The 25,374-nt window shown below is 58.1% G+C and carries 25 protein-coding genes; 14 read left to right on the forward strand and 11 right to left on the reverse strand.

All coding sequences use genetic code 11. From position 1 onward, the window contains the following. The first annotated feature begins 31 nt into the window (after positions 1-31). From FHT86_RS14445 to FHT86_RS14455, 3 genes are read left to right on the forward strand one after another with little or no spacing between them, the layout of a single operon-like run. Positions 32-1,030 carry an iron ABC transporter permease gene (locus FHT86_RS14445; protein WP_133707490.1) on the forward strand — a complete coding sequence of 333 codons (999 nt, stop codon included), beginning with the start codon at positions 32-34 and terminating at the stop codon, positions 1,028-1,030. Beyond that, positions 1,020-1,808: an ABC transporter ATP-binding protein gene (locus FHT86_RS14450; RefSeq protein ID WP_312862334.1), complete on the forward strand. Its 789-nt coding sequence runs from the start codon at positions 1,020-1,022 to the stop codon at positions 1,806-1,808. Before FHT86_RS14445 ends, FHT86_RS14450 begins: the two co-directional genes overlap by 11 nt. Beyond that, positions 1,805-2,536: a molybdate ABC transporter substrate-binding protein gene (locus FHT86_RS14455; protein WP_133707491.1), complete on the forward strand. Its 732-nt coding sequence runs from the start codon at positions 1,805-1,807 to the stop codon at positions 2,534-2,536. The genes FHT86_RS14450 and FHT86_RS14455 overlap by 4 nt, the downstream gene beginning before the upstream one ends. A gap of 73 nt (positions 2,537-2,609) precedes the next feature. Here FHT86_RS14455 and FHT86_RS14460 read toward each other — a convergent pair whose 3' ends face one another. The 5 genes from FHT86_RS14460 to FHT86_RS14480 all read right to left on the reverse strand — a co-directional run bounded on the left by FHT86_RS14460 (position 2,610) and on the right by FHT86_RS14480 (position 5,718). Beyond that, positions 2,610-2,924: a hypothetical protein gene (locus FHT86_RS14460; RefSeq protein ID WP_133707492.1), complete on the reverse strand. Its 315-nt coding sequence runs from the start codon at positions 2,922-2,924 to the stop codon at positions 2,610-2,612. Positions 2,925-3,255: 331 nt separating this feature from the next. Then, positions 3,256-3,576 carry a cupredoxin domain-containing protein gene (locus FHT86_RS14465; protein ID WP_133707493.1) on the reverse strand — a complete coding sequence of 107 codons (321 nt, stop codon included), beginning with the start codon at positions 3,574-3,576 and terminating at the stop codon, positions 3,256-3,258. 12 nt (positions 3,577-3,588) lie between these two features. Further along, positions 3,589-4,110: a DUF4142 domain-containing protein gene (locus FHT86_RS14470; RefSeq protein ID WP_133707494.1), complete on the reverse strand. Its 522-nt coding sequence runs from the start codon at positions 4,108-4,110 to the stop codon at positions 3,589-3,591. Positions 4,111-4,203: 93 nt separating this feature from the next. Continuing rightward, entirely contained in the window at positions 4,204-4,842 is a 639-nt protein-coding gene (locus FHT86_RS14475) for an RNA polymerase sigma factor (RefSeq protein ID WP_246779510.1), read from the reverse strand. Positions 4,843-5,034: 192 nt separating this feature from the next. Beyond that, on the reverse strand, positions 5,035-5,718 hold the full coding sequence (locus tag FHT86_RS14480; protein WP_133707496.1) for a 5-formyltetrahydrofolate cyclo-ligase: 684 nt from the start codon (positions 5,716-5,718) through the stop codon (positions 5,035-5,037). A gap of 114 nt (positions 5,719-5,832) precedes the next feature. Here FHT86_RS14480 and FHT86_RS14485 point away from each other — a divergent pair, with 114 nt between their 5' ends. Further along, positions 5,833-6,738, forward strand: a complete 906-nt coding sequence (locus FHT86_RS14485; protein WP_133707497.1) for a LysR substrate-binding domain-containing protein — start codon at positions 5,833-5,835, stop codon at positions 6,736-6,738. Positions 6,739-6,791: 53 nt separating this feature from the next. Then, entirely contained in the window at positions 6,792-7,922 is a 1,131-nt protein-coding gene (locus FHT86_RS14490; RefSeq protein WP_133707498.1) for an HPP family protein, read from the forward strand. A 251-nt stretch (positions 7,923-8,173) separates the two neighbouring features. Here FHT86_RS14490 and FHT86_RS14495 read toward each other — a convergent pair whose 3' ends face one another. After that, a complete protein-coding gene (locus FHT86_RS14495) occupies positions 8,174-8,794 on the reverse strand; it encodes a glycoside hydrolase family 25 protein (RefSeq protein ID WP_133707499.1) in 621 nt (206 codons plus the stop codon). A 406-nt stretch (positions 8,795-9,200) separates the two neighbouring features. Here FHT86_RS14495 and FHT86_RS14500 point away from each other — a divergent pair, with 406 nt between their 5' ends. From FHT86_RS14500 to FHT86_RS14530, 7 genes are all read left to right on the forward strand, one after another. After that, entirely contained in the window at positions 9,201-11,573 is a 2,373-nt protein-coding gene (locus FHT86_RS14500; protein WP_133707500.1) for an alpha-amylase family glycosyl hydrolase, read from the forward strand. 189 nt (positions 11,574-11,762) lie between these two features. After that, positions 11,763-12,509 carry a DUF3365 domain-containing protein gene (locus FHT86_RS14505; RefSeq protein WP_133707501.1) on the forward strand — a complete coding sequence of 249 codons (747 nt, stop codon included), beginning with the start codon at positions 11,763-11,765 and terminating at the stop codon, positions 12,507-12,509. Between the two features lie 35 nt (positions 12,510-12,544). Beyond that, positions 12,545-15,220 (forward strand): response regulator, encoded by a 2,676-nt coding sequence (locus FHT86_RS14510; RefSeq protein ID WP_183868804.1) that lies wholly within the window; start codon positions 12,545-12,547, stop codon positions 15,218-15,220. A gap of 14 nt (positions 15,221-15,234) precedes the next feature. Further along, a complete protein-coding gene (locus FHT86_RS14515) occupies positions 15,235-15,600 on the forward strand; it encodes a response regulator (protein WP_133707503.1) in 366 nt (121 codons plus the stop codon). A gap of 35 nt (positions 15,601-15,635) precedes the next feature. Then, the gene (locus FHT86_RS14520; protein WP_133707504.1) at positions 15,636-17,159 is read left to right on the forward strand and encodes an adenylate/guanylate cyclase domain-containing protein; all 1,524 of its coding nucleotides are present in this window, start codon (positions 15,636-15,638) and stop codon (positions 17,157-17,159) included. A 174-nt stretch (positions 17,160-17,333) separates the two neighbouring features. Next, positions 17,334-17,549, forward strand: a complete 216-nt coding sequence (locus tag FHT86_RS14525) for a hypothetical protein (protein ID WP_133707505.1) — start codon at positions 17,334-17,336, stop codon at positions 17,547-17,549. A 14-nt stretch (positions 17,550-17,563) separates the two neighbouring features. After that, the gene (locus tag FHT86_RS14530) at positions 17,564-17,851 is read left to right on the forward strand and encodes a hypothetical protein (protein ID WP_246779512.1); all 288 of its coding nucleotides are present in this window, start codon (positions 17,564-17,566) and stop codon (positions 17,849-17,851) included. A 103-nt stretch (positions 17,852-17,954) separates the two neighbouring features. On the opposite strand, the gene FHT86_RS14535 is transcribed toward FHT86_RS14530, so the two are convergent. Together FHT86_RS14535 and FHT86_RS14540 are read right to left on the reverse strand one after the other, a co-directional pair. Beyond that, a complete protein-coding gene (locus tag FHT86_RS14535) occupies positions 17,955-19,088 on the reverse strand; it encodes a mandelate racemase/muconate lactonizing enzyme family protein (protein ID WP_133707506.1) in 1,134 nt (377 codons plus the stop codon). Beyond that, complete coding sequence (locus FHT86_RS14540) at positions 19,085-20,401, reverse strand: MFS transporter (RefSeq protein ID WP_133707507.1); 1,317 nt, start codon at positions 20,399-20,401, stop codon at positions 19,085-19,087. The genes FHT86_RS14535 and FHT86_RS14540 overlap by 4 nt, the downstream gene beginning before the upstream one ends. Positions 20,402-20,514: 113 nt before the next feature. On the opposite strand from FHT86_RS14540, the gene FHT86_RS14545 reads away from it, so the two are divergent. Together FHT86_RS14545 and FHT86_RS14550 are read left to right on the forward strand one after the other, a co-directional pair. Beyond that, positions 20,515-21,447, forward strand: a complete 933-nt coding sequence (locus tag FHT86_RS14545; RefSeq protein WP_133707508.1) for a LysR family transcriptional regulator — start codon at positions 20,515-20,517, stop codon at positions 21,445-21,447. Between the two features lie 242 nt (positions 21,448-21,689). Next, complete coding sequence (locus FHT86_RS14550) at positions 21,690-22,679, forward strand: aldo/keto reductase (protein WP_133707509.1); 990 nt, start codon at positions 21,690-21,692, stop codon at positions 22,677-22,679. A gap of 122 nt (positions 22,680-22,801) precedes the next feature. Here FHT86_RS14550 and FHT86_RS14555 read toward each other — a convergent pair whose 3' ends face one another. The 3 genes from FHT86_RS14555 to FHT86_RS14565 form a co-directional block, all read right to left on the reverse strand. Beyond that, positions 22,802-23,023 (reverse strand): hypothetical protein, encoded by a 222-nt coding sequence (locus tag FHT86_RS14555; protein WP_133707510.1) that lies wholly within the window; start codon positions 23,021-23,023, stop codon positions 22,802-22,804. A gap of 356 nt (positions 23,024-23,379) precedes the next feature. Next, the gene (locus FHT86_RS14560; RefSeq protein WP_133707511.1) at positions 23,380-24,378 is read right to left on the reverse strand and encodes an ABC transporter permease; all 999 of its coding nucleotides are present in this window, start codon (positions 24,376-24,378) and stop codon (positions 23,380-23,382) included. A gap of 39 nt (positions 24,379-24,417) precedes the next feature. Then, entirely contained in the window at positions 24,418-25,206 is a 789-nt protein-coding gene (locus FHT86_RS14565) for an ATP-binding cassette domain-containing protein (protein ID WP_409527596.1), read from the reverse strand. Positions 25,207-25,374 lie beyond the last annotated feature (168 nt).

Raw genomic sequence — 25,374 nt, forward strand, 5'->3', positions numbered from 1 at the left:
GAATGACCCTTCCCCGCGACGTTCGCCTCAGATGATCATCGTCATCCTGGCGATCGTTCTCGTTCTCGTCACGATCAGCTCCTTCGGAATCGGCCGCTACGACATTGCGTTCGCGCGGGTGGTGCAGATTCTCTGGAGCCCGATCTCTCCGCCCCACGTGCCGGTAACGCCGACGGAGGCGAATGTCGTCTTCACGGTGCGCATGCCGCGCATCCTGCTCGCACTGCTCTCCGGCGCAGGCCTCGCGCTCTCCGGCGCGACGTTGCAGGGCGTGTTCCGCAATCCGCTGGTCGGGCCGCAGGTGATGGGCGTTTCATCCGGAGCGGCCTTCGGCGGCACACTCGCGATTCTCCTGAGTTTTTCGCGCTACGGCCTGCTGGCTTCCGCCTTTGTCTTTGGCCTTTCCGCACTCATTCTCGTCTATGCGCTGAACGGCATCGTTGCCCGGCGCAACATCTTGGCGCTGGTGCTGGCCGGCGTGGTCGTCACCGGTTTCTTCAGCGCGCTCGTCAGCCTTGCGCAATATCTTGCCGACACCGAAGACAAGCTGCCGGCCATGGTCTTCTGGCTGCTCGGCAGTTTTGCCACCGCTAACTGGGAAAAGTTGTTTCTGATCGCCGGGCCGGTGCTGATCGGCAGCATTCTGCTGCTGGGGCTACGATGGCGCATCAATCTTCTGTCGATCGGCGACCAGGATGCCCGCGCACTTGGCGTCAATGTCGAGCCGCTGCGCTGGCTGATCCTCGTGCTTGTCTCCTGCATCGTCGCAGCGCAGGTGGCTGTCAGCGGGATCATCGGTTGGGTCGGCCTCGTCGTGCCGCATACGGCTCGCATGATGGTCGGACCTGATCACCGATTGATGATGCCGGCCTCGCTGATCATCGGTGCGCTTTATCTGCTGATTATCGATACCGTCGCCCGCACTGCCACCAGCACTGAAATTCCGCTCGGGATCCTCACCGCACTGATCGGCACGCCGGTCTTCGCGATGGTGCTGAAACAAACCCAGGGAGGCGTGCGTGGATTGTGATCCGGTTATGCTGCGCATTACGGCCGCCAGTCAGTCCTATGACGGCGAGCGCTTTCAGTTTCGCGATCTCGACTTCGACCTGAGGGCAGGGGAGATCACTGCCATCCTCGGTCCGAACGGCCGTGGCAAGTCCACCTTGCTGCACGTGCTGGCAGGCTTGTTAAAGCCGACATCAGGCACTCTGGACCTGAACCCACGCACCGGCTTCGTGCCGCAGGAATTTTCCGGCTCCTTTCCCTATTCGGTGCTGGACGTAGTCCTGATGGGCCGCGCCCGGCATATCGCGCTCTTCCGCACACCCCGAAAGAGCGATATCGAAAAGGCGATGGCGGCGCTCGAGGCCACCGGTATGGCCGAATACGCAACGCGCAACATCAACGCTCTTTCCGGCGGCGAACGCCAGCTCGTGCTGATTGCCCGGGCGCTGGCTGGCGAGAACGCGGTCCTGCTGCTCGACGAGCCCGCCTCGGCGCTGGACCTTAGAAACCAGGACGTGGTGCTCTCCCTGCTCAGCGAACTGGCCGATCGCGAGAAGCTTGCGATCGCCTTCACGACCCACCAGCCGAACCATGCGATGGCAGTGGCGGACAAGGTGCTGCTGATGCTTGACCATGCAAAAACTGCCTTCGGTACGAACGATGCCGTGATGACCGAAGCCAATCTCGAAGCGCTTTACGGCATTCCCGTGCGTGCTGCCCGGCTTGGCGGCAGCGCGCGCGAGGAGGCGGCCTTCGTGCCGCTTTTCCGGCAAAGGGATCGAAAAGGAAATCGACCATGACCGAACCCGTCAAAATCCTGTCTGCGGGCAGCATGCGGCATGCCTTTCCGGCGATCATCGCGGCTTTTGGACAAGCGACCGGCATTGTGGTTTCGCTGTCGCTTGGCCCTGCCGGTCTTCTGCGCGAGCGGATCGAAGCGGGCGAGACATTCGATCTCTTTGCTTCGGCCAACATGACGCATCCACAGCGTCTCGCCTCCTTGGGTATCACGGAAGAGGCTGTTTGTTTTGCCCGCAACCGGCTCTGCGTCCTCGCCCGTGCCGATCTCGGCCTGACGAGAGAGAACTTTCTCGCTGTTCTGTCCGATGCGTCTGTGAAGATCGGCACATCGACGCCCGGAGACGATCCTTCCGGTGACTATGCCTTCGAGGTGTTTGAACGCATCGAGACAAGACATCCGGGCAGTGGCGAGGCGATGAAATCCCGAGCACGCCAACTGGTTGGTGGCCGCGACTCGCCGCCGACACCGCCGGGCAAAGGCGGCGGCTATCTGATCACCGATGGCGAGGCCGATCTGATGATGAGCTACTATTCGAACGCCCGCCTCCTGCAGGCCGATCCGGCTTTCAGCGTCGTCGAGATCCCCCCGGAATTTTCGCCGAAGGTCGAATATGGCTTCGGGCTGCGCAAGGGTGCTTCAAGCGACGCCTGGCGGTTAGGGGATTTCCTGGTGTCGGATAGGGGTCAGGATATATTGAAGAGCACCGGCTTTGGCACGATCCGCTAAATCTTTGCATATGCGCTCGTCTTGAGGCGAGATATCCGATGAACGCGGTCTTAAAAAGCGCTCTAGGAAAATACTAAAGGGCCGGTACCCTGAAATACAGGTAGGCCGCGAGGCTGGCTACGGAAAGCGCCACAACAGCAATGGGATGGAAAACGCCCCTGATTACCGCTGCGAGCGCCAGTCCAAGCAGGACGATCGTTCCGCCCAGCCAGGGCCCCTTGTCGCCGACCGACAGCGCGAAAGCGGAAAGGCTGACGGTGGCGGCGACCATTGTTACTGGCATCTGCTTTTGAAGCAGCTCGGCCCGGTTTGTGAACGTCAGCAGAAACCTGTTCCAGCTCAGTCCAAGGGAAAAGCTCAAAAGCAAAGAGGGGAGAACATACAACATCGACTATCATCTCTTCAGGCATCCGGGATGACAGACGCAATCCATATGCCAACATCGGAAGCGGCAATGTGTGAGGGCAAGCCGACGTGAAGGAATTAAACAATGCCGGTTTGACGGGCGGATTGCTGTTTTGTTCGGCAATTCGCTCGATGATCTCGAACGCGAATGCAGCCTTGCAGATGCAGAGGATAGAAGTGGGGGACAGCGTTGCGATCAATGATCTCAAGCAGATCGCCCGATACCAGGCCCGATACCAGGAAAGGCTGGGCCACCTTGGATCTTTGCTGGCCGGCGGATCGCGGTGGTCCGCCGGGAGAGTATTTGGAGACGGCTACTCGGCCACCTCCAACCGCCCGCGCATATTTGGATGGAAGCGGCAGTAATACTCGATCGCACCCGCCTTGGTTACCACGGTCGAGGCCGACTGATGCGGGGGAATGACGACATCGAATTTCCCGTCGGCAGTAGCCGTATGCGCCATGACGTCCTTGTTGACCCATTTGATCGTGTCGCCGACCCTCGCGTTGACCGCCGCCGGCTTGAATACGAGCTTTTCAATCGTGACCTCAATCGTCGCGGCCTCGGCGGGAAGGACAGATAGCAACAGCCCCAGGCCGGCCACTCCCAGCCGGCCGCCACATGCAATTCGCATAGTTTGGCTTCCCTATTTCAGCATCGCCGCGACATGCTCGGCATGTTGTTCATGGCCTTGGAAAACCTTCAGGCCGGTCTCCAAGAGATCCTTGAGTTCGGCATTCTGAGCCGACGGGATCAACACGGTCTCAAGTGCGCCATTGACCTGCTTGTGATAGGCGACCTCATTTTCGATATAGGCCTTGTCGAATTTAGCCCCTTTCAGTTTTGCCAGCTTATCGCGCTCAGCAGCCGCAGCCTTCGTGAGCTCGCGACTTGTGTTGTTGTCTTCAGGCGTGACCTTTAGCTTCTTCACGAGAGCGAGCGCCTGCTGATTGACGGCTTCATGATCACGCAGCATGTCCTTTGCGAAGTCGACGACCTCCTTATTCTTCGAGATTTTGACGGCCTGCTTGGCGGCCTCGATATCGATCACACCGGCCGTATAGGCGATATGGGCGATCTGCGGATCGGTCGGGGCCGCGCCTGCCGCGTAAGCGGTGGGGCTGAGAAGGCAGATTGCGGCAACGGCCGCGCTCAATCGAACGAACATTTCAGAACTCCTCTTTCCGACGACGAAATATGCGCCGGGTGTGTGTTGGTGACGCTCTTTTGATGCCGCCCAACGCCAAACGTTCCGGAAAAGCTATTCTTCGATGCCAAGTCGTTTCATCACCTTTGTCGTCAGCCGCTCGCAGCGCCATCCGGCAAAGGGAAAGGCGTTGAGGAGTACCGGACCAATTCGGTCGTCGATGTGCTTTCGCAGCAGGTCCCTAGCCCGGTGAAGTCTGGATCGCACCGTCGCGGGCTTGATGCCTAAGAGTTCTGCCGTTTCTTCGACGCTCATGCCTTCGATTACCCTGGCAATGAAAACGAGGCGAAAATTATCCGGCAACTCATCGGTCGCCTCTTCTACGAGCTGCAATATCTGCCTTTGTGCCATCGTCTTTTCCGGATCGTCTGTTGCTACACCGTTTGGAAATGGGACGACGTCAGCGCTTGCCGCATGGGTTGGCAAGGCGATCTCCAGACTGCGCGAAGACCGACGAAGTCGGCCGAGCGCCTCGTTCATGACGATCCGGTACAGCCAAGTGGATAGTGATGATTCCGCCCGAAAACTGCCAATATGCTCAAAGGCACGGACGTAGGCTTCTTGAACAACGTCCTCGGCGATACCGTCGTCGCGCACTATGCCGCGCGCAATGCGAAAAAGACGCTGATTATAGCGGCGCATGATGGTTCGAAACGCCCCAGGATCTCTGTCGGTGGCGCGCTTGATCAGCATGGCCTCACTCGCGCGATCGTCCAAAAGGGGCCGCCCGGCCACTGCCAAAAGAGTTACTGCTTTCATTTTTCATCTCCAATCGTGGATTGGATGTCCGGCCTTGGCAAATGTTCCCGAGGTTCTCAAGATTCCGAGGTTGGCAGACCTTTCACAGTCCTCCGGCGCCACATCGGTTCGAGCCGACGCAGGAATTCATCGGTATCGTACCCCAGTGTCTGTCACGATCACATCCATCGGAATGTCGTGCGCGAGGGGGTGGATGGTGTTGATCTTCTGCGATTCGAAGCCAACGCCGATAATAAGCGGCTTGCGGGCGAGATAAGCGAGAGTCCTGTCGAAATAGCCACCGCCGTAGCCAAGCCGGAAGCAATTGTTATCGAAGCCAACGAGCGGCGCTATAACGACATCGGGGATAGCCTGCCTGCCCTCTGCCGGCACCGGGATATTCCAGATGCCACGTTCCAGCCGCTCTCCTATTTTCCACGATCGGAAGATCAGGGGCGTGTTTTTGGCGATGACCACAGGCAATAGACACGTAGCGCCACGGGCGGTCGCGGTGGCCATCCATCCACGAAGATCGGGCTCTCCCAGAAACGGCCAGAACATGCTGACATGTTGGCCGGCCACATCGGCAATCACGTGATCAAGGTAGGTCGCAATCAAGCGGGTAAATTCCTCACGCTGTGCCGACAGCAAGGATTTCCGCTCATCGATCAATCTTTGACGCTCTGTCTGCCGCCATGCCGGAATGTTTGAGGGGGCAGCCTCGCTGGCCTTAGAGCCGTCGCAGGCTGGATCGGCTTCATGCATCAGGCCGGTCGGCGATGCGAATTCAGAAGGCCTAGCGTCCGCATCGTGCTGATCCGATATGGTCATCTGCATTCCTCAAATCGCGTGTGCGGTCCGCTATCGAAACCTGCTTGAGCTCAGACAATGATTTTTGTATAGAGAACTATATGTGAACTTCATTCTGGAATCGAGATCTTTCCGTTGGACCTTTCGTCGATCGAGATATTCCTCGCGGTTGCCAGCGACCGTAGCGTTACAAAGGCCGCCAAGGCGGTCGGGCGCGTGCCGTCGAATGTGACAACCCGAATCCAACAGCTTGAGGAAGACCTTGGTGTTCCCCTTTTTAGCCGCGACGGCAAGAAGATGACGTTGACGCGGGAAGGCGAAACGTTTCTCGCCTACGCCAACCGGCTGACGGCGCTTGCGCTCGAAGCGCGACAAGCAGTCCGACCCGTTGCGCCATCGGGGACATTGCGTGTGGGCGCGATGGAAAGTACGGCGGCGAGCCGGCTGCCGGCGGCGCTGTCGCAGTTCAACCAAATGTGGCCGGATGTTTCTCTGCGTCTGACGTTGGGGGCGTCCCGCGATCTCGGTCGGGACGTTCTGGCCGGCACTCTGGATTGCGCGTTGATCGCCCGCCCACCCAAGGCGATGCTGGACGAGGAACCGGATTTTGACGCCGAACTCAAGAGGCTCGAGATAGAGCCCGTCTTTGTCGAGGACCTGTTGATTGTGCTGCCGTCCGGCCATCCATCGATCAAATCCGCTGCCGACCTCCGTGTTGGTTCGCTTGCCGCGTTGGAGCCCGGCTGCACCTATCGCAGGATTGCCGAAAACTGGGCGCGAAAATCAAGCGCCCTGCAAACGACCGAACTTGGCTCCTACCACGCGATCCTGGCGAGCGTTGCGACCGGAAACGCGGCTGGAGTGATGCCGAAATCGGTCCTTGATCTTATGCATTGGCCGACGAGCATCCAGACCCATCAACTCGGACCCGTCGATACGCTCCTTGTCTACCGCAAGAACGATTGCCCAAGCGCTTTCAATGCATTCCACGAAGTCCTCAACGCGACAAAGGGCAGAGATCCTCGGCTCGTCACAAACTAGCCGGCGTCCTTTCCGTCCGTTCGCAATAATACCCTCTCATAACCGGTCTTATCATGCATAATCCCTATTCCCGGAACATGGAACCGAGCCATTCGCGCCGCTTGCGGTTGTTTTCTCCGATCCTGGCTGGCGCAACCTTGCGCGAACGATTGATCGCATGCCTTGGCGCCTTGCTTGGCATTGGTCTCACGGGGGTTATCAGCGGCTATCTGTTCGGGCAGGGGCCGCATCTTCCGCTCATCGTCGCGCCAATGGGGGCATCGGCGGTGCTGCTTTTCGCAGTGCCTTCGAGTCCGCTTGCGCAGCCGTGGTCGATCATCGGTGGCAACACGATCTCCGCACTGATGGGCATTGTCGCCGCCTATCTCATTCATGATCCGATCATCGCAATCGGTGTCGGCGTTTCGCTTGCCATCGGCGCGATGTCTTTCACCAGATGCCTCCACCCGCCTGGAGGTGCTGCTGCCTTGACCGCCGTTCTCGGCGGCCCGGTCGTTGCCGGCTGGGGTTTTCTTTTTCCTTTTGTCCCCGTGGCATTGAACTCCTGCATTCTTGTCGGGCTGGGCTTGCTCTTCCACAAGCTTTCCAGGCGCAACTATCCGCATGTCGCCCCTAGACCTGCGGAGAATACTCATCAGACAATCGACTTACCTTCATCTGAACGGGTCGGCTTTCGAGAGGAAGACGTCGATGCGGCTCTCGAAGCGCTTGACGAGACCTTTGACATCGACAGGGCAGACCTCAGCCGCCTGCTGCAGCAGGTCGAACTGCAGGCGACGTTGCGGTCGCACGGAACCATAAGCTGCGCCGACATCATGTCGCGTGACGTGATCGCGGTCGGCGACGACGTCGAACCGGATCACGCAAGGCACTTGCTGCTGAAGCACAATATCCGCACTTTGCCGGTGAAAGACCGCGAAGGCCGGCTAATCGGCACAGTCGGCCTGCGGGAATTGTCGGAGAGTACCAGCACGATCGCGCGCGCCATATCGAAACCCGCAGTCGCTGCCATTTCGGACTCAGCTCTATCACTGCTATCCGTTCTGACGGATGGGCGCACGCATGCGGTTATCGTTGTCGATGCCGATAGCCGGATCCTTGGTCTGATATCGCAGACAGATCTCTTGAGCGCAGTGGCAAGGCTGCTGCTGACCGATCGCGTCGCGGTCCCGGCTGTCGCCTGAGGGGCGGACATGCAGAAGTCGCAATGCCAGTCATGAAAAAGGCCGGGAAGTCCCGACCTTCTTCGCTCAACATCGACAGCTGCCAGTACATCCGTGGTCAGCCGCCGACATTGATCTATGAAGATATGCTACTCTTTAATTGCAAAGAGTCGATTGAAATTGATCGTCAGCTTGATCAAGGCAGGGCTATCCGCTCTACCGTCAATGCAGCCCTCGTCCAAGGTGGATCGGTCGGGCTGCCTTCGAGCTGGCTAATGTCCCCACCACGCCCGCATGTCAGCCGGGGTGCCTTTGAATTGATTTCGGTCGCATAAGCCTATGCCATCGACGGAATGAGGATCTGGTCCGCTCCCCCCATCGGTGTATTGCCATAGCGTCCACTCGCTCCAGTTCGGAGGGACCACCGCCGTGGATGCATATTGCGCAAGCCAAAACCAGCAGGCTCCAAGAACAGGATCGGTTGTTGTGCCGAGGGCCCTTTTGATCGTGTGCCCACTGTAAAAGCCTGGATGGCGGCCAGTCTTCGTTTTGACATGCGTTACGAAGGCTCGCGCTTCTTCCAACGTCATAGACGGGCCGGTCGGATTGTCCTCAAAATCCAGAACCAGGATTGTGTTTTCATCCGGCTGCACGATATCGAGGAAGTGTTGGGCCTGTGAAATCCCGTTCGATCCGGTCCCAAAATGGTATGCCCCAAAAAGCAGCCCTGCCCTTTTGATAGCGTCGCGATTTCGCCTAAACATCGGATCGACATATGCTTCACCCTGCGTAGCCTTGTGAATAACGCCGAGAACGCCAGCCTGCTTCGCCTTGTCGAAGCGTAGCCGATTGCCGTTGTGATGGGAGATATCGATAACACAGTTGGAAGCCATGTTCCCCTCCGTGACATACAAGGAGTGTCCCACTCCTTCGCCACAACCATGATCCGATATGCACGATAAAATTGCAAACCCCTCTTATAGCTACGTCAAAAGGTATTGTGTGCCACTCTTTTACGGAAAAATGGACTATGTCGAACTGTGAATTCTTTGCGCGGCCACACGATGCCCGGAGCCTCCTTCGCCAGGACCTCATTGATCGCGAAGCGCGATTTGGTCCTGATCTCTTCCGCAAGCGCGCTGCGATCAGGGGCTTAAACGCGTCGTCAAAGCCCTTGGATGCGCAAGGTGACTTCAATCAACCCGGCAAACCCGGCGGAACAGCGATATAAATGACGTCATGATTTAGCTTCGAAGTCGTATGGGCCAGTTTGCAGCCCAGCTAATTGTGGAGCGACCGATGACGATCAGCGTTCAATTCCAGTTTCGCAGTGGTTTTTCGTCCCTCGACTTCGACAATTTTCGCTTGTGGGGTAGCTGGGACGGGGAGGGGCGCAGCGCCGAGGAATGGACGTCCGCCAATATGCAAGCTGGCATCGATGCGAACGGATATGAAGTCTTTCGCACGCAGATCGAATTTCCGGACACCGAGGTCGGCACGATGTTCCGGTGGGGAATTGAAGTGGATCGACCGGGCTCTCCCGGGATGTGGGCGATTGCGGCCGAACTCGATGACGAGGCCTCACAGCGTCGCGAGCGCTTCTTCATGCTCCAGCCGGATACATCAACGCAGACCTATCATTTAACCTGGCAGGGTCTGCTTGGCGCAAACCGTATCCGCAGGGGAGACGCGTCCGCCGGCATTCGCTTTTCGGTTTGGGCACCGAACGCCGAAGCGGTTTCGCTTGTTCTGGCCGATCCAACAATCGGATATGTCGCCGATGATGGAACCGGGGCGATCAAGTCCGTCGAAATGCGCAAAACCGGTGATGGAATTTGGGTCGTCCAGACGGGAGACGACGCGTGCCTCACCGATTTCGAGAGCATGGTCGGCACAGCCTATATGTATCATGTCACGAAAGACGACGGCTCTCTGGCATACCGGACCGACATCTGGTCGCTGATGCAAATCGGGGCAGGCGATCTGGACCCGGACGGCGCGCCCTATCATGGAAAACCCGAAGCGCTCGACGGACCACAGAGTTGCTCGGTCGTCTGCGATCCGAGACTGGTCTTGCTTGCATCTGGAGAAGAAGTCACTGCGGACGATTTCTGGGCCGATGAGTTTGTCGCCAACCGGCCGTTGCCGAAACGGATCGAGGATCTGGTAATTTACGAGCTCCATGTCGGTGCGCTGGGTTTCGGAAAGGACGCTCCAGGCACGCTGGACGATGCCATCGCCTTCATCGCGCATCTTGTGGCATTGGGCATCAACGCTGTGGAATTGCTGCCGATCGCTGAGTTCGAGACGCGGGCGAACTGGGGGTACGGTACCTCGCATTTCTTTGCCACCGACCAGGGCGCTGGCGGCACCGACCGGCTCAAGATGTTCGTCAAGGCCTGTCACCAGCAGGGTATCGTTGTCATTCTGGACGTCTGCTACAACCACTTCGACCCGGACGGCGAGCGGGCCGAATGGGCTTACGATTCAAATGATCACACCCGCAATATCTATTATTGGTACGAGGGGAAGCCCAGCGACTACCCTGAGCCGACCGGCGGCTATATCGACAATATTTCCACGGGTTGGGCGCCACGTTTCCACGAAGAGGCGGTGCGCCAGCTGTTCGTTTCAAGCGCTGCGTTCTTTGTCTCCATTTGCCATATAGATGGCTTTCGGCTCGATCAGACGAGTTCCATCCATCAATATCCCGTCCTGCATGCCAACGGACACCCGGCCGGCAGGGCTGCGGCGTTTGGCGTGAAATTCCTGAAACAATGGACCCGCACGATGCGGCTCATCAAGCCGGGCCTGTTTCTCACCGCCGAAGACTATTCCGACTGGCCCGCTATGACGGAGCCGAGCCTAAACGGGGATGGTCTCGGGTTCGATGCGACATGGTATGGGGATTTCCACCACAATCTCATCGAGTACCATGGCGGATCCCAGGCACAGCTCGTCAAATTTGCCGGCTACGGCGATCGTCGGGAACTTGCCCTGTCATCGTTTGCCGGAGCTTTCGATGCGAGTGCCCATTCGAAAGTGGTCTACAATCAATCGCATGATGATTGTGGCAACCGGGAGGGTTCAGCCCGGACGGTAGTCGTGGCGGTCAACTTCGCGCCGTTGGTTGGTGAAACGCGGGTATGGGCTGAGGCTAGGAGCCGCTTTGCCGCCGCGATGACCTTGCTGTCGGCGGGCACGCCCATGTTCTTCATGGGCGAGGAGGTCGGCGCCCAGCAGCCATACCGCTACAATGATTTTCTCGATAACCGGGAGGATATTCTCGGAGAGGCGGCTGGCAGCGGCGCGAGATTGATGGCCTGTTATCGTGACCTGATATCCCTAAGTATCAACGAGGATGCCGTCCGCTCGCACAACATCGCAGTTTCCACCGTCCACAATGCCAATCGCGTCATTGCGTTTCACCGTTGGAATGGCATGGAAGAATTCCTTATCGTCGGCTCGCTCAATGACGCTCCATTCAACCACGGCTATTGGTTGCACAGCGATCGGTTGGGTGACTTTCATTGGCAGGAGATTTTCAATACCGACGCTGCCGAATATGGCGGCTGGAACATCGGGAATGGCGGCAACAGGATGGAAGCCGTAGGAGGTGCGCTCAATGTGGTTCTCCCTGCCTGCGGCGTGCTGGTCTTTCGGAAGTTGTGACAGTCTGAGACCGCGGTGGCCTATATGAGGTTGCTTCTCGGTGGAAGGCAGGCTGACGATTTGGCGCAATATGCTCCGTCGTCGGGGCGCGACGGAGGCGCTAGGCGTCACTGACCATGACTAATGACTTTTGAATTTTAGCACAAGCTGATACTATCGCGCTGCGGGTACTATACGACGAGGCTCAACATGCGGCGCGGCCTGATATCTGGTGTCTGTTTGGCATGGACCGCGTTTTGTGTTCTGGCGGGCTTTGTTGTTGCTGACGAAGATGACATGCTCACAGGTGAACGGCTCGCTGCATTGTTGCGCGCCAGCCGGACCGTCATCTCAAGTCATCAGAAACTGATCAACGATGAATCCCTCGGGAAAAAGGATCTCACCGGTCAACGTGTCGTCAACGAAGCGCTGCAGATCTTTGCGCAGCGCAAGGGCGATTCCGTATCGGATCAAAATTTCAGCCCCTTCGACAAACAATTGTTCGATGCGCAGGTCGCCGCGATAAAGGAAGTTGTCGACGAACATCAAAGCATGATCGATATGAAAGGTGTGGGTTTCAAGGGCTTCATTCCCTCGACCTTCGCCCGGTTGGTCAATGAACGTTTTGAGGAAAAGGTCGGCGATAAGGCAAAGATGAAGGTGACGGCGCCTGAGGAGCTGATCCGCAATCGCAAAGCGCGTCCGGACGACTGGGAGCAGCACGTCATAGAGAGCGATTTTCTGTCTCCCGATTGGCCGAAAGGCAAATCCTTTACCGAGGAGGTGGAGGTGAGCGGTCGCCCGTCTTTTCGCATGCTGATCCCCGAATATTACTCGGCATCCTGCCTGACGTGTCACGGTGGACCCAAAGGCGAGGTCGATGTAACGGGCTACCCGAAGGAGGGTAAAGCTGAAGGCGATTTGGCCGGTGCGATCAGCATTACGCTGTTCAAATGAGTGCCTTTGCCACCATTCCGATGCGGATTGGCCGTTTGACGGATCGAAAGATACCGCTTCGCCTTATCTGTCTTTCGGCCGCGCTTTTGGGCGCGCTGCTGCTCAGCGTCGCCTTCATGGCGCATGATCTGCGTGAAAATCAGCGGCGTGTGGAGGAGGCGAATGCGCGCTTTCATATGTTCGACGATGCCGCCAAGGCGCATCGCCATTTTGGCGAGGTCCGCTATTGGCTGACGGATCTATCGGTCAGCCTGCTGACCCTCTCGGAACGGCGCGCGCAAGAAGCCCGCAAAGCGCTGGAGCAAGATCTGGCCCGCATCAAGGTGTTCGCCCCCGATGAAGCGAACACGATCCTACAGGGTTCGAACGCCTACTATGAAAAGGCAATGGAGGCCGTTGATGCCTATACCAATGACAACAGGGTCATAGGCAACACCCGGCTGGCGGCTGCCAGAAGCTACAGCGACCAAATCGATTCCGTGCTCATGTCGCTCGAACAGCGTCTCGAGAACGAAGCCGATCTGGCGCGCGACGCTGCCGATGCGACGGCGCGCAACACCTATCTGCGCGCACTGATCGCAGCCGGCGTGACGACATTGGCCTGTATTCTGATGACCTGGCTGGTGTTGCGCTCCATCCTGGTGCCGCTCGGCCGGATCGACAGGGCGATGACGCAGTTGACGAGGGGGCAGGAGGATGTCGAACTGCCGCCGGAAGGCAGCGATGAATTCGGAAAACTTTCAAAGACGTTGCGATTGCTGCGTGACAGCCAGGCGGAGCGTCGCGAGCTTGAAGCGGTTGCCGAGCGCCAGCGCAATACGGTGATGACGGCGATCGAGACCATTCCCGACGGCTTCGCGTTCTTCGACGCCGACGACCGGCTGGTTTTGGTCAACCAACGCTATCTTCAACTGTTTCCGGAGACTGCAGATCTCATGACGCCGGGAAGAGCCTTCGAAGACATCATTCGTGCGCAGGCAGAACGCGGCACGACCGATACCGGAAGCGGCGGCATAGAGAGTTGGGTCGCTGAGGCCATGCGGCGTCACCGCGAGCCGCAGGGCATGATCGAGCGGCAATTCGCCAATGGAACATGGCTGCGCATCGCCAAGCGAAAGACGCCGGAGGGCGGCACCGTCGCGGTCTATACCGACATATCGGATTTGAAGAACCGGCAGGAGGAACTGGAGGAGGCAAGGCGTGGCGCTGAGGTCGCCAGCGAAGAAAAGAGCCGTTTCCTCGCCTCCATGAGCCACGAGCTGCGCACGCCTTTGAATGCGATCATCGGTTATAGCGAAATGCTCATCGAGGATGCGAGCGATCTTGGGCAGGCTGGATTCATTGCGGACCTCAATAAGATAATGGGCTCGGGACGCCATCTCCTGGCGCTCATCAACGACGTTCTCGATCTCTCCAAGATCGAGGCGGGCAAGATGGAGCTTTACGTCGAGCGCCTTAGTCTGAAGCAGCTTCTTGCCGACGTTCAAAATACCGTAGCGCCGCTGATCGCCAAGAAAGGCAACCGTCTGATGGTGAGTGCCTCTGTCGAAAAGGACGAGATCGAGACCGACAAGACAAAGTTGCGGCAGAATCTGTTCAATCTTCTCTCGAACGCTGCGAAATTTACCGAGAACGGCAAGATCAAGCTTTCGGTGCGGCGTTACGCGGATGGAGCTGGCGAATGGCTCGAATTTGCCGTCAGTGACAGTGGCATCGGCATGACGAAAGAGCAGCAGCAAAAGCTGTTCCAAGCATTCGTACAGGTGGATTCGTCGACGACGAGGAATTATGGCGGGACCGGCCTCGGCCTGACGATCACGCAACATTTCGTCAAGATGATGGGTGGCGCCATTACCGTCGAGAGCGAATTCGGCAAGGGCTCGACCTTCCGTTTCACCATCCCTGCGATCACCAGAACGGATACCGTCCAGGAAAATGCGCCGCAAAGCGATATGGTCGAAGGCGCGGACGCGCATCCGACAGTTCTCATCATCGATGATGAGGCGAGGGCTCGCAAATTCGTCTCCGACGCCGTTCGTGGAGCAGGCTTTACCGTGATCGAGGCGGCGGGTGGAGAGGAGGGCTTGGCAAAAATCCGTAAATTGCATCCGGACGCAATCGTCCTTGACGTGATCATGCCAGGGCAAGACGGTTGGTCCGTCCTGCGTGAAATCAAGTCGGACAAGGCGATCTGCGATATTCCCGTCATCCTGGCCACGGTGGTTGCGGATCGCGAGATGGGCCTGGCCTTCGGTGCCGTCGACCATCTGATCAAGCCGATCGACCCCCAGCAACTCATCGATACCCTGAATGCAGTCGCTGGCGAAGCGCGCCATGATGTGCTGGTCGTCGACGATGATCCCGCAACCCGCGATCTTTTCCGCAGGGTGCTCGTCCGCGAGGGTTGGCGGGTCCGGGAGGCGGCCGACGGTCGCCATGGTCTTGACCAGCTCGAGGCCGGACGGCCAACGATTATGGTTCTCGACCTGATGATGCCGAATATGGACGGTTTCACGCTGCTTCAGGCGATCAAGGACAGGCAGGACTTGGCAGATATCCCCGTCGTTATCGTCACGTCGAAAGATTTGACGCGCGAGGAGCTGGATTGGCTGGGCGTTCGCGCAAATGAGGTGATCAGAAAAGGAACCAAGGGTCGTGCCGATCTGATCGCGGCTTTAAAGCGGCATCTTCCGCTCAAGGAAGAGGCGTGAGGAGAGGGCTTCGGATGGTCAAGATTCTGCTCGTCGAGGACAATGAGATGAACCGCGATATGCTCTCCCGCCGCTTGGAGAAACGGGGTTACGAAGTTGTCAGCGCCACGGACGGGCTTGCCGGGGTCGAGGCGGCCGTGACAGCAAAGCCGGATTTGGTTCTGATGGATATGAGCCTGCCCGTCATCGACGGCTGGGAAGCAACGAAGCGAATCAAAGGAAATCCCATCACTGCTGGCATACCGGTGATCGCACTTACCGCCCATGCCATGGCCGGCGATCGGGAAAAGGCAATCGAGGCCGGTTGCGACGACTACGACACCAAACCGATTGAACTGCCGGGTCTGCTCGACAAGATCGCCCGTTTGACGGGAGGGTAACGATCGTGGCTCAGTCTCGGGATATCGGGCATCGCATGTATATCGCCAGAATCGCCCAAAATATCGTCGATCCGGCCCAGGCCATTCTGGGCTATCAGGAACTGATCACGGAAGAGGTGCGTGAAGCAGGACCCAGCGATGCTTTGCCGGACCTTGAAAAAATATTGAGCGCCGCGCGGGAGCTGAATGCAATGATCAAGCGGCTTCTCGACGTCGAGACGCCGGAAAGCGGGAGTACTCCCTCGCTCGATAGGCTTTTGCGACACGATCTCAGAACGCCCATGAATGCCATACTCGGCTATTCCGAGATGCTGATCGAGGACTTCGCCGATACCTTGCCGGCGCGTCTGCTGGAGGATGTCTCGAAGGTCATTCGTGAAAGCCGCAATCTGCTTGCGCAGATTGACGAAACACTTGATCGATCGGCCGCCGATGCGGATCAGGACTTTCAGCCCAAATTCGACAACACGATCGCCGCGGATCTTGCCAGGACAATGGCGACCCGTTCTTCGGCCGTCACCGAACGTGCTGGACGTATCCTTATTGTTGACGACACGGCCTCAAATCGCGAGCTCCTGTCCAGGCGCCTGCGCCGTGACGGACACACCGTCGTTGCGGCAAGCTCCGGCGAGGAGGCGCTTCGTATCTTCGACCGGCAGGAATTCGACCTCGTATTGGCCGATGTCCTGATGCCGGACATGAACGGCATAGAGCTTCTCGGCCAGCTTAAATCGGATCGACGCTTTCGCGAGATCCCAGTCGTGATGATTTCCGGGCTGAAGGATGACGATGCCGTCGCCCGCTGTATCGAGGCGGGGGCCGAGGACTACCTGCGTAAGCCGATCAATCCCGTTCTGCTTAAAGCGCGCATTGCCGCGTGCCTCGAGCGTCGTCGCTGGCGAGCGCGCGAAAAACAATATCTGGCGCAGATAGAATTCGAGAAGGAGCGGGCAAACGCGCTACTCCATGCCGTTCTTCCGAAGCAAGTGATAAAGCGGCTTGCAGATGGAGAGGAAGTCATCGCCGATCGTATCGATATGGTGACCATCATTTTCGCCGATATCGTCAACTTCACGGAATTTGCAGCACGAACGCCGGCTGCGGCGCTCGTCCGGAGACTGGGAAATCTGTTTACCCGTTTCGACGAACTTGCTGATCAATATGGCATCGAAAAGATCAAGACGATCGGCGATGCCTATATGGCGGCGGCTGGACTGCCGGACTCGCGCCCGGATCACGCAGTTGCGGGCGTTGCGTTCGCTAGGGCATTGCTGGCCGAAATGTCTGGAGGCGCCGATTATGGATCGGCGCTCACCTTGCGGATCGGCATTCATAGCGGGCCGGTCATCGCCGGCCTAATCGGTCGGAAACGCTTTGTCTATGATATCTGGGGACATACGGTAAACCTCGCCAGTCGTATGGAGTCTTGCGGCGTACCGGGACGAATTCAGATATCGCAATCGACGTTCGATGCACTTGGCGACGGCCGTATGATCGCCCACCGGGAAATCATGGATATTCGCGGCATCGGCAAATGCACGACCTACCTATTGGAATAGTTGCTCATGCCGCCGTGCTCCGTGCCAGCGTCCCGGTATGGGTGATGCTGCAGGGTCCTGCTTACGTGAGCGTTTTTGGCGAACGGCGACGATCCGCTATGTCAAAGTTAATTGGCGAGCCGGATTTTTTGGCTAGGGTCCTCAAAAAGGGAATTCGTGTCACAGGAGGACGGGATGTTTCAGGCATTTCGCGGTGCGAGTCCGCCGCTCTATCCGGAAGACGTTGCGATGATGCAAACGCTGCTGAAAGATTATTGCAAGGATCGGGGTTGTGAGAACACAAGCACGGAAGCGGAGGAGGCGGCCAGAGAACTTGTCCATTGGTTTCAGATTGGGGTGACAAAGCAAAGCCAGTTGCGAGAGTTGCTGCACTCGCGCGCGTGGAGCTAGTCGGGAAAGGACGTATGACGGATATCTTGGCCGACATGTATGATAGTCGCAATCCACGTTTTGAGTATTCTCCCCTGTCTCGGCCGTTTATTGCCAACGGGACAAGCGTGATCGTCGAAATTTTCCGGCCGTTTGGCCAGGAGCACGGATGGAATCTTCAGGTGGTCGACGAGGGACTCGATGTTACGGTGTGGATCGATGTGTTCGACACCGACAGAGAGGCATTTGAACAATTCCTCCTGACGGTGGAGGCTGAAGGTATCGGCTCGTTTGCGGCGATGCCCATCAAACCATTGAACTGAAATGAGATTCAAGACCTCGCCGTTTCCCGAATCAAACGTTGATTGGCCGTTCGTTCAACTGTTCTACGTCTGAAGCGCGGGTTCGCAGACATAGATCCCGGGCTCACACCGCAATGGTCTTGCGGGCAACGATATATGGCTCGAGCATTGCGGCATTGAGCTCTATTCCAAGCCCTGGCCCTTCGGGAACCGAAACCGTACCGTCGGCATTGACCCTAGGCCTGCCGGCCAGTTCCAACAGCGGGTTCGGCCCGACATCGTATTCCAGGTAGGGAAACGGCTGTTGTCCGCCGGCCCTATGGTTTGGCAAAGTCGAGAGCAGATGGAGCGCCGCATGGAAATTGACGGTGCTTCCCCAGACGTGCGGTATCACAGGCCGATTAAACATCTGGGCCAAAGCGACGACCTGGCCGACACCCGTAAGGCCGCCGCAAATGGCGATATCCGGTTGAAGAATGTCCATGCAGCCATCCGCCAAAAACGGCAGGAAACCCGCAGGGTTCATGATCGCTTCGCCTCCGGCAATGGCTGCCTTGATCTGGCGTGCTGCCAACCGGTAGCCCGGCAAGTCGGTCGGGGTCACCGGTTCCTCGATCCAGAGAAGGCGGGCCTCTTCCATCAGGGAGGCTGTGGTGATCGAACGTCGCGGCGTGCATGACTGATTGAAGTCGATCATCAGATCTGCCTCTTTGCCGATCTGCCGACGGGCGGCAAATGCTGCAGCCACATCGTCCGCTGGATTGAAGCCGCTTCGCAGCTTCAATGCGCGAAAACCCTCGCTGAGATAACCGTCGATCTCCCGTTCGAAATCCCGGTATGGGTGGCCGCCCGGCTTGAAGAACGGACCGCTGGCATAGGCGAGAATCTTGTCGCGACGGGCACCGCCGAGAAGACTGGACAACGGTATCTCATAGGCGCGTGCCGTCAGATCGTGCAGGGCCATGTCGACCGCGGAAACAGCGGTCATGATGCCGTCGCCTTCATTGGCCTCGCGCATCGCCTGCCACAGCGCTCGAATATGCCTCGGGTCCCGCCCGATCAAATGGCGAGCGAGCTGCCCTTCGATCATGGCTGCGGCAGTCGCGGGAACAACCCACGCCTCGCCCCATCCGGAAAGCCCGCCAGCGACGATCTCCACCAGAAGCGTTTGCCGATTGGGGAAGAAAATGAGTGCATTTCCGATCGGCTCCTCCAAGGCAGCCGAGAGATGGTAGAGGCGGATTTCCGATATTTTCATGATTGCGTCCTTGCGGAGAGGGCGGCTGAAGCCTTCGCGCGCATCAGGTCCCTCATGCTGTAGCCAAGAATAAAGATCGCAGCCGCCGTGACGGCCATGGCCGCCGCCAGAAAAAGCAGTGCACCCTGGAAGCCGCCGGTCGCGTCGCGGACCCATCCGATAATCGTCGGGCCAAAGAAGCCGCCCGTGCTGCCGACCGAATTGATCAGCGCGATGCCGGCTGCAGCGGCGGTGCCGGTCAGAAGCGTCGAGGGGAAAATCCAGATCGTCGGCGACGCGCCGCCGATACCCGCCGCTCCGATCGTCAAACCAATGACACCCACGAACGGGTTGCCGGCGAAGGCGGCGATCACAAAGCCGACCGCGCTGGCGATAAATGGTCCGGCAGTGTGCCAGACGCGTTCGCCTGTCTTATCCGAATGGCGGCCAACCGCGATCATCGCGATGGCCATGAAGACGAACGGAATCGCCGCCACAAGGCTGGTCTGAATGGTGGAAAGGCCGAATTGCTTGATGAACTGCGGCATCCAGATGGCGATACCCGTGGTACCGATGACCAACCCGACGGCGATCAAGCACATCAGCAAAACCCGTGGATCGACCAGAGCGCGGCCGACAGAGAAATGCTCAACCTTCTCCTGGGCGTCACGCTCGCTGTCCAGGCGTTTTGTCAGCCAGCTGCGCTCCTCTTCGTTGAGAAAGGATGCTGATGCGGGTCTGTCGGGGAGAGCAAAGAAGACGACGAGTCCCATAATGAATGCGGGCAGACCTTCGATCAGGAACATCCATTGCCAGCCGTGAAGGCCCGCCACTCCGTTCAGGTTTTCCAGAATGAGGCCGGATAGGGGAGCTCCAAGGACCGAGGCCAGTGGCACGGCGACATTGAACGACGAGAACATCGAACCACGATAGGCACGCGGAAACCACAAGGTCATGTAGAAGATCATGCCTGGGAAAAAGCCGGCTTCGGCAGCGCCCAACAATATGCGCACGACATAGAAGCTGGCGGGATTCCAGACGAAGGCAGTCAAGGCGGAGAGAATGCCCCAGGTAATGAGGATGCGGGCGATCCAGAGGCGCGCACCGACACGGGCCAACATCAGGTTGCTCGGCAGCTCGCACAAAACGTAGCCCAGAAAGAAGATGCCGGCTCCGAAACCGAAGGCGGAGGCTGAAAAGCCGAGGTCGCCATTCATCGTCAAAGCGGCAAAGCCGATGTTCACGCGGTCCAGAAAGGCGGCCAAATAGCAAAGCATAAGGATCGGCAGGATCCGCCTTGCTGCCTTGCTGATGATATCTGATCTATCCGTCATACTTGTTCCTCCCACAGGTCCATGATGGCCTGTCTCCCTGCCGTTTCTTTAACCAACATTGACATTTTCAATCAAATGAGTTTTTTTAAGATAGTAATATAGGAAATTTAAATGTGCGGATCACGCTAGCTCAGGTCGAAGCTTTCTACTGGACGGTTCAGCTCGGTTCGGCACAGAAAGCTGCGCATCATCTCAATCTCGCTCAGCCAAGCATTTCCCTGCGTTTGAAGGATCTCGGCGAGGCCTTGGGTGTCGAATTGCTGGAGCGGTCAAGTCGCGGCCTGGTGATGACGGCTGAGGGGCGCATGCTGCTGCCCCGCGTCAAATCAATAATGGCGGAGATACAGAGCATCCAGCAGCGGGATTCCGCCCTTGCCGTTGTCGGCGCAATCCGTGTCGGCCTCGCAGAGGGTTTTGCCGTCAATTGCCTGGCGCCCTTGCTGGCGGGCCTGTTGGAGGATCATCCGTCCCTGGAGCCCGAGTGGGTCGTTGCCACGAGCACGACGCTGGAAGCCTCGCTTCTGGACGATAAGATCGACGTTGCCGTTCTGCTCAATCCGCTCGGTCATGAGAAGCTGACGCTCAAGCCGCTTGGCCCCCAGCCGACACATTGGGTGGCGCCGGCTTCCTGGGAGATGGGAAGTGCTGTCGAACCCAAGGATCTCTGGGACAAGCCCATCATTTCGAATCCGCCGCCGTCGGCCATGTACCGGCAGGTCACCCACTGGTTTGCGCTTGCCGGCATCCAGCCGCAGAAGATCAGTATCTGCACGAGTGTGGCGGTCATCCCGGAGCTTGTGGCGGCGGGCTTGGGGGCGGGAATCCTGCCGACCCCGATGGCTCTTCGTTATGTCGCCGAAGGCACGATCCAAATGCTGCCTTCCAGCCCGAAAATCGAAAACGGCCGTCTGTTCCTCGGCTCGCGCGCCGGCGTTGCCGACCAGAAGATCATAGCGGTCGAACGGACGACGAGCCGCGTGCTGAAGAAAATGCGCTATCTGGAAATCGACAACAATAGCTCATCGCCGGACAACGCAATGGCCTGAGCATCTGGTTCGCCGGGATCTCGAGTCGTCTGCCGGAAAAGTTGTTTTTTCTTAAAGAACTCGACGGAGATTTGGCAATTGCAACCGGAGCAATGTTGAGCGGTTGGTGCATACCAACGAACGGGCAGGGCGGTGCGCAAATTTGCCGCCGTAGTGCTCGATGAAGTCCGGCAGGAAGGTGGTTGTCTTTGCAGCGGCTATAAGCCTATGTTGCCTCATCTGTTGTCTCTAGGAATTGTGCCATGGAATATCGTCGTCTCGGAAAATCAGGCCTGAAGGTCAGCGAGTTCTCGTTCGGATCGTGGGTTACGTTCGGCAGACAGGTCGAAGGCAATGATGCGGTAAGTCTAATGGCGCGTGCCTATGACAATGGCATCAATTTCTTTGACAATGCCGAGGGCTACGAGAGCGGAAAGTCCGAAATCGTTATGGGCGAAGCTCTGAAAACCCTCGGCTGGAGCCGCGACAGCTTCATCGTTTCCAGCAAGGTGTTTTGGGGTGGCCAGAAACCAACACAAAGAGGCCTGTCGCGCAAGCATGTTACCGACGCCGCTCATGCTGCCCTCAAGCGCCTGCAGGTAGACTATCTCGATCTTTATTTTTGCCACCGGCCTGACATCGATACGCCGATCGAAGAAACGGTTCGTGCCATGCACGACCTCGTCAGCCAAGGCAAGATCCTCTACTGGGGTACGTCGGAATGGTCGGCTCAGCAATTGACGGAAGCCTATGCAGTGGCCCGTGATCTGCGCATCACGCCTCCGACGATGGAGCAGCCGCAATACAACCTTTTCGAACGCCAGAAGGTCGAAGGCGATTACCTGCCGCTTTACGACCTGATGGGCTTGGGCACCACGATCTGGTCACCGCTTGCATCGGGCGTTCTGACCGGCAAGTACAACAAGGGAGTGCCCAACGACAGCCGCATGAACTTGCCCGGTTATGAATGGCTAAAGGAAAAATGGGCGAGCGAAGGCGGCCGTGCTCAGCTTGCCAAGGTGGCGGAACTGGCTGATCTCGCAGAAGAGATCGGCATTTCGATCACCCATCTCGCCCTGCTCTGGTGCCTTTCCAACCGCAATGTGTCGACGGTAATCCTCGGCGCGTCGCGCATGAGCCAACTTGAGGACAATCTGGCGGCGCTGGCACACAAAGACAAGCTGACCCCTGAGGTATTGGCTCGTATTGATGCCATCGTTGGTAACAAGCCGGCTGCTCCGCAGCGGTTCTGATGGGCAAAGCGTACCGCCGGCGAGCCATGCTTGGTTGGCAAGCGGCTCACCGGCGGGCGGGCTGAAGAGTTGTTGGCAGCCATTTCGCGCTCGCCCCCACCGAACGCGGATGGAACTCAATACTAATTTGCCGCTACTCTTCGAGCGAGAGCCATCACATAGTCATCGGCGATGTCGGCCAAAGTCAAAGCGACCTCCGATTCCTTCCAACCTGCAGCAACAGCCCTTTGCACGAATTCTCGAAATGCCTCTTCAAGCACCTCCTCGCGCTCGATAACTCGATGTGGGTCATTCGCAGCATGTTGAGGGGCGCTGATTTGTATTAACGGACGGGTAGATTGCATTGATACGTCCCCTGAAGGTTGTGTCATTGTCTGTTTGTTCTGCACTGCTTTATGCTTCTTTTCTAAAAGGTTACGCGTGACGTGTCGTTAGCCACGCATCCCGAAAATTGCCGCAGCGTCCATTTCTGCAATTGCTAATCCGAGAAACTCCGCATTGAACGCATGGAGGGCGGTGTCCCTGCGCGGTTGGGAAACTGACCAAGGCTCATCGAAGCGAGCAGCGACGCAATCACCTGCGTCTGATAGCAGCGGGAATTGACGGCGTGTCGGTCGGCGGATCAAACGCCAGTGAGCGGCTTAAAAATCCAACGTCGGCTCGTGCCCCTTCGAGGTTGAAGGTTTTGTCGAGCGCTTTTCTATTCGCTCTGCCGGAAGTTGCGGATTCGGTCGAACAGGACTGCAAGCACGATCGCACCGCCGATGAAGGTGCCCTGCCAGAAGGCGTTGATGCCAAGCAGGCCGAGACTGTTGCGGATCACTTCGATCAGCGCGGCGCCGACCAGCGCGCCGAATGCGGTGCCGACGCCACCGGCAAGATTGGCGCCGCCGATAACGGCTGCGGCAATCACCTGCAGTTCCATCCCCGCGCCGATATTCGTGGTGACGGCGCCGAGCCAACCGGTTTGAACGATGCCGGCGACGCCGGCCGACAAAGCCGAGAGCATATAGACCGCGACCTTGATTGTTCGCACGGGAACGCCGGTCAGCCTCGCGGCATATTCATTGCCACCGATAGCGAAGACGTAACGGCCGAATCTGGTCCAGCGCAGCACGAAGCCGGTCAGGAGCGCCAGCGCGATCATGTAGAGCACGGGGTTCGCAATGCCGAAGAGCCATGCGCCGCCGCCGAGCGCCAGAAGCTTGTCGTGATCCGGTCCGAATTGAAAGACGACAGTGTTATTGGAGGCCACCATCGCCAAGCTGCGGGCGATGGACAGCATTCCCAGCGTGACGACGAATGGCGGAAAGCCGAGATAGGCAATCAGGATGCCATTAAAGGCGCCGATGACGAGCGCCGTGCCAATCGAGGCGACGATGCCTGTCCCGATGCCGTAGCCCGCATGCATGACGACAGCCAGTATCATGCTGCAAAGGCAAAGCACTGAGCCCACCGAAAGATCGATGCCTCCGGTGATGATGACCAGTGTCATGCCGAGCGCGATGATCGCGACGAAGGTGACGTTGCGGGTGATATTATAGAGGTTGGTCGGCGTCGCGAAGGAACTGGTGGCGAAGGACAGGAAAATACCGGCGAGGATGACCGCGATCAGCACCCAGAAGGTCTGGCTGCCGAAAAGCGCCGTCAGCCAACTCCGCTGCTTCTGTGCGATCGTCTGGTCTAGGGTGATTGCCATTGTCGACCTTCCTGCTTTCGATAGCGCGCAGCTTGCAGATCATACCTGTTCGATCGCGCCGGTGATGAGTCCCGTGACTTCCTCGGGCGAACTCGCCGCGATCTGCTTGTCGGCAACTTTCCTGCCGCGTCGCATCACAACCACCCGATCAGCGACGGAAAAGACATCGGGCATGCGGTGGCTGATCAAAATGACGGCGATACCGCGATCACGCAGTTGACGGATCAGGGCCAGCACCTCCGCCACCTGACGAACAGAAATGGCGGCGGTTGGCTCATCCATGAGGACGAGCTTTGCTTCCGCCAGCATGGTGCGAGCGATCGCCACGGCCTGCCGCTGGCCGCCCGACATCTGCTTGACCAAGTCACGCGGGCGCGTCTCGGATTTCAGCTCCTTGAAGATCTGACCGGCGCGCTTGTACATCGACTTGTAGTCGAGAATCCGCAAGGGGCCGATGCCGCGGCGGAGTTCGCGTCCGAGAAAGACGTTTGCTGCAGCCGTCAGATTGTTGCAGAGAGCCAGTTCCTGGTAGACGATTTCGATGCCGCGCTGTCGCGCCTCAATCGGGCGGTGCAGAATGAGATCTTGACCATCCAGGCGCATGGTGCCGTGGCTCGGTCGAAAATTGCCGGCGATCATCTTGACCAGCGTGGATTTGCCGGCGCCGTTATCGCCCATCAGCCCGACGACCTCTCCCGCTTCCAACGAAAACGAAACGTCGTTGACCGCCTGGATGGCGCCAAAATGCTTTGAAATATTGGCGAGTTCGAGAACTGCCACCGGCCTTCTAGCCTCCCAAAGCCGCAGGCTCGCCCCTTCCGAACGTATTCGTTTCGATCTGAGCTGCGATTTCGCTCGCCGGTTTCCTCCTCCGCGAGCATCAACGATATTTACCCAGAACTGCGGGAAACCGTCAATCAATTGTCGCTAATTTAGTGTCGCCGATACAATTATTCGTTTTGTAGTACAATTCCATTGACGCGTGCAGGTGTCTGT

Source organism: Rhizobium sp. BK313 (assembly GCF_014193655.1).
Taxonomy (GTDB): Bacteria; Pseudomonadota; Alphaproteobacteria; order Rhizobiales; family Rhizobiaceae; genus Rhizobium.